Here is a 4,544-nt window from a genome sequence, read left to right as displayed (position 1 = left end):
GATCCTCCCGCTCGTGAAGCGGATCGGCGCGAAGCTGATCGCGATCACGGGCCGTGCGGGCTCGAGCCTCGGCACGCTCGCCGACGTGAACCTGAACGCCGCGGTGTCGAAGGAAGCGTGCCCGCTGAACCTCGCGCCCACCGCGAGCACGACTGCCGCGCTCGCGCTCGGCGACGCGCTCGCCGTCGCCGTGCTCGACGCGCGCGGCTTCGGCTCGGAAGATTTCGCGCGCTCGCATCCGGGCGGCGCGCTCGGCCGGCGCCTGCTCACCTACGTGCGCGACGTGATGCGCTCGGGCGACGACGTCCCGTCCGTCGGGCTGAATGCGACGCTGTCGGACGCGCTGTTCCAGATCACCGCGAAGCGCCTCGGCATGACGGCCGTCGTCGACGCCGACGGCAAGGTCGCCGGCATCTTCACCGACGGCGACCTGCGCCGCGTGCTCGCCCGCGACGGCGACTTCCGCACGCTGCCGATCACCGAAGTCATGACGCGCGACCCGCGCACGATCGCGCCGGACCACCTGGCGGTCGAGGCCGTGGAACTGATGGAGCGCCACCGGATCAACCAGATGCTGGTCGTCGATGCCGACGGCGCGCTGATCGGCGCGCTGAACATGCACGACCTGTTTTCGAAGAAGGTGATCTGATGAGCGCAGCGCTGACTGCGGCCGAACGCGCGAGCCGCGTGAAGCTGATGATTTTCGACGTCGACGGCGTGCTGACCGACGGCGGACTGCTGTTTACCGCGGCCGGCGACGCGATGAAGTCGTTCAATTCGCTCGACGGCCACGGCGTGAAGCTGCTCGGCGAAGCCGGCATCGCGACCGCGATCATCACGGGCCGCCGCTCGGAGATCGTCGCGGCCCGCGCGAAGGAAATGAAGATCGCGCACCTGTTCCAGGGCGTCGAAAACAAGCTCACCGTGTTCGGCGAGCTGATCGCGTCGCTCGGCCTGACGGCCGACGCCTGCGGCTACATGGGCGACGACTGGCCCGACCTGCCGGTGATGCTGCGCTGCGGCTTCGCGACGGCCCCCGCGAACGCGCACCCCGAGGTGATCGCCCGCGCGCACTGGGTCGCCGAGGCCCGCGGCGGCCACGGCGCCGTGCGCGAGGTCTGCGATGCGATCCTGCGCGCGCAGCGCCGCTACGACGCGCTGCTCGCCGCCGCCTGCGGAGCCTGACCGATGAGCACGCATTTCCGCTGGACCCAGATGCTGCCGCTCGCCGCGGTCGCCGCGCTCGCAGGCATCACGTGGTGGCTGCTGCAGGCCACGCTGCCGCCGCCCGGCGAGGGCATCGCGCAGCCGAAGCGCCACACGCCCGACTATTTCGCGGACAACTTCTCGGTCACCGAGCTCGACCAGACCGGCACGACCCAGTACCGGCTGACGGCCGCGAAGCTGGTCCATTACGAAGACACCGAAGGCAGCGACCTGACCGATCCGGCCATGCGCGCGTTCCAGCCCGGCAAGCCGGTCGTGACGACCACCGCGAAGCGCGGCACCGTCAACGGCGACGTGTCGATCGTCGATTTGTACGACGATGCGCGCATCCTGCGCGCGGCCGGCGGCGGCGATCCGCAGATGCAGGCCGATTCCCAGCATTTCCGGATCTTCGTCAATGACGATGTGATCCAGACCGAAAAGCCGGTTAAACTTCAGCGCGGCCTGTCGCTCGTCAACGCGACCGACGGCATGAAGTACAACAACGTCACCCGGGTCATCGAGCTTTACGGCAACGTGCGCGGCACGATCGCCGCGGCGGACACGTCCGGCGGCTCGAAAGGTCAACCCAAGTGACGCATCCCTCACGTGACTGCATGAACGAACCGTTCCCTCGACAGATTTCCGGCGGCGCTGCGCGCGCCGTCCGCGCCGCGCTCGCCGCGACGCTCGTGGCGCTCCCGCTCGTCGGGCTGGCGCCGCTCGCCCATGCCGAGAAGGCCGACCAGAACAAGCCGATCAACGTCGAGGCCGACAACCTGACCTATGACGATCTGAAGCAGGTGACGGTCGCGACCGGCAACGTCGTGATCACGAAGGGCACGATCATCATCAAGGGCGATCGCGTCGAAGTGCGCCAGGACCCGGAAGGCTATCAGTACGCGACGTCGTTCGGCAGCGGCAAGAAGCACGCGACGTTCCGCCAGAAGCGCGAAGGCCTCGACGAATACATCGACGGCGACGCCGAGCGCATCGACTACGACGGCAAGCAGGATCTCACCACGCTGACCACCGCCGCGACCGTGCGCCGCCTGCAGGGCACGTCGACGATCGCCGATACCGTGCACGGCAGCGTGATCACGTACGACGGCCAGCGCGACTTCTACACCGCGAAGGGCGGCAAGGACGTCGCGGCGCCGGGCAACCCGAACGGCCGCGTGCGCGCGATGCTGTCGCCGAAGAACGGCGGCCCCGCGCCGCTGAACGGGGCGCCGGCCAAGCTGTCGCCGTCGACCACGATCCAGGGGGCGCCGGGCCAATGAACGCGCTCCCGAACCGCCAGCCGGCCGGCACCACGAGCTCGCTCGTCGTCCGCAACCTGAAGAAGCGCTACGGCTCGCGCACGGTCGTCAAGGACGTGTCGCTCGACGTGAAGAGCGGCGAAGTCGTCGGTCTGCTCGGCCCGAACGGCGCCGGCAAGACCACGTCGTTCTACATGATCGTCGGCCTCGTGCCGACGGACGCGGGCGAAATCTCGCTGAACGGCAGCTCGATCAGCCTGCTGCCGATCCACAAGCGCGCGTCGCTCGGCCTGTCGTACCTGCCGCAGGAAGCGTCCGTGTTCCGCAAGCTGACCGTCGAGGAAAACATCCGCGCGGTGCTCGAACTGCAGCACGGCGAGGACGGCAAGCGGCTGTCGAAGGACGCGATCTCGTCGCGTACCGAAGCGCTGCTCGACGAGCTGCAGATCGGCCACCTGCGCGAGAACCCCGCGCTGTCGCTGTCGGGCGGTGAACGGCGCCGCGTCGAAATCGCGCGCGCCCTCGCGACCAACCCGAGCTTCATCCTGCTCGACGAACCGTTCGCCGGCGTCGATCCGATCGCGGTGCTCGAGATCCAGAAGATCGTCAAGTTCCTGAAACAGCGCAACATCGGCGTGCTGATCACGGACCACAACGTCCGCGAAACGCTCGGCATCTGCGACCACGCGTACATCATCAGCGACGGTTCGGTGCTGGCCGCCGGCGCGCCGAGCGAAATCATCGAAAACGAAAGCGTGCGCCGCGTGTACCTCGGCGAACACTTCCGCATGTAACGTCCTCCTCGTGGCTGGCTGCACCCCGCCCGGCATCGCCGCGCGGGGCTGCGCCCCGCTTTGCATCCACGCCCGCGGCCCTGCCCGCGGCCGGGCGGCGCGCCGCGCGTAATCGCGGATGGCTCAATGCGCCTGGGTCGTGGCAAACTGCCGGTATGACTCCCTCCTTGCCATGAAAGCCAGCCTTCAACTCCGCCTGTCGCAACATCTTGCGCTGACGCCTCAGCTGCAGCAGTCGATCCGGCTCCTGCAGTTGTCGACGCTCGAATTGCAGCAGGAAGTCGCGATGGCCGTCGCGCAGAACCCACTACTCGAGAACGACGACGAATGGATCGCCAGCCCGCTGCGCGTCGCGGCGGACGGATCGCTGATCGCGCAGACGCCGCCCGCACAGAACACCGAGCCCACCGCGACCAACGGCAGCAGCACGTCCAGCGATCGCGCCGAGCGCGACGAGCCGGCCGGCGCCGACGAATACGACGGCTACGGGTCCGGTGACGGCAACGACGGCCCGCAGTGGAATCTCGACGAATACGGCCGCTCGAGCGGCGCGTCCGACGACGACGACCTGCCGCCGCTGCAGGTGCAGGAAGCCGCGACGTCGCTGCGCGATCATCTCTCGGCGCAGTTGCGCGTCACGCAGGCCGGCCCGCGCGATCGCGCGCTCGTGATGTTCCTGATCGAATCGCTCGACGACGACGGCTACCTGACCGCCACGCTCGACGAAGTGCTCGCCGACCTGCCGCCCGAACTGGAAATCGACGGCGACGAACTGAATGCGGCGCTCGCGCTGCTGCACAGCTTCGACCCGGCCGGCGTCGGCGCGCGCTCGGCCTCCGAATGCCTGAAGCTGCAGCTGCTGCGGCTCGATCCGTCCCCCACGCGCACGCTCGCGCTCGAGATCGTGTCGCAGCATCTCGAACTGCTCGCCGCACGCGACTTCACACGGTTGCGCAAGCACCTGAAGGCGAGCGACGACGCGCTGCGCGACGCGCACGCGCTGATCCGCTCGCTGGAGCCGTTCCCCGGCGCCGCCTACGGCAAGGCCGAGGCCGACTACGTCGTGCCCGACATCATCGTGAAGAAGGCCGGCCAGGGATGGCTCGCTGAGCTCAATCCGGAGGTCGTGCCGCGCCTGCGGATCAACAACCTGTACGCGAACATCCTGCGCAACAGCCGCGGCGATCCGTCGGCCGGATCGTTGAAGCAGCAGCTCCAGGAAGCACGCTGGTTGATCAAGAACATCCAGCAGCGTTTCGACACGATCCTGCGTGTCGCGCAG

At 68.6% G+C, this 4,544-nt stretch carries 6 protein-coding genes; all 6 read left to right on the top strand.

What is annotated here, in order from left to right:
* A partial coding sequence (locus tag JMF90_RS25300; protein WP_201325569.1) for a KpsF/GutQ family sugar-phosphate isomerase occupies nt 1-649 on the top strand: 649 nt, incomplete at its 5' end.
* A complete protein-coding gene (locus tag JMF90_RS25295; protein ID WP_054928050.1) occupies nt 649-1,185 on the top strand; it encodes an HAD family hydrolase in 537 nt (178 codons plus the stop codon). The genes JMF90_RS25300 and JMF90_RS25295, both read left to right, overlap by 1 nt.
* A gap of 3 nt (nt 1,186-1,188) precedes the next feature.
* Nucleotides 1,189-1,803, top strand: coding sequence for an LPS export ABC transporter periplasmic protein LptC (gene lptC / locus JMF90_RS25290; protein ID WP_054928051.1), 615 nt, complete (start codon nt 1,189-1,191; stop codon nt 1,801-1,803).
* Between the two features lie 20 nt (nt 1,804-1,823).
* Nucleotides 1,824-2,489, top strand: a complete 666-nt coding sequence (gene lptA / locus JMF90_RS25285; protein ID WP_012329239.1) for a lipopolysaccharide transport periplasmic protein LptA — start codon at nt 1,824-1,826, stop codon at nt 2,487-2,489.
* Nucleotides 2,486-3,262 (top strand): LPS export ABC transporter ATP-binding protein, encoded by a 777-nt coding sequence (gene lptB, locus JMF90_RS25280; RefSeq protein WP_006477788.1) that lies wholly within the window; start codon nt 2,486-2,488, stop codon nt 3,260-3,262. Before lptA ends, lptB begins: the two co-directional genes overlap by 4 nt.
* Before the next feature lie 172 nt (nt 3,263-3,434).
* Nucleotides 3,435-4,544 (top strand): RNA polymerase sigma-54 factor (locus JMF90_RS25275; RefSeq protein ID WP_201325568.1); only part of this gene is annotated, 1,110 nt, incomplete at its 3' end.

The organism is Burkholderia sp. E168m23 (assembly GCF_016586125.1).
Lineage (GTDB): Bacteria > Pseudomonadota > Gammaproteobacteria > Burkholderiales > Burkholderiaceae > Burkholderia > Burkholderia orbicola.
Note: the sequence above shows the minus strand (reverse complement) of the source record. Positions and strands in the feature narration are given on the sequence as shown.

Bases quoted from the DNA above. Each gene is read 5' to 3' on its own strand.
- JMF90_RS25295 (WP_054928050.1), top strand. From the start codon at position 649: ATGAGCGCAGCGCTGACTGCGGCCGAACGCGCGAGCCGCGTGAAGCTG.
- lptC (WP_054928051.1), top strand. From the start codon at position 1,189: ATGAGCACGCATTTCCGCTGGACCCAGATGCTGCCGCTCGCCGCGGTC.
- lptA (WP_012329239.1), top strand. From the start codon at position 1,824: ATGAACGAACCGTTCCCTCGACAGATTTCCGGCGGCGCTGCGCGCGCC.
- lptB (WP_006477788.1), top strand. From the start codon at position 2,486: ATGAACGCGCTCCCGAACCGCCAGCCGGCCGGCACCACGAGCTCGCTC.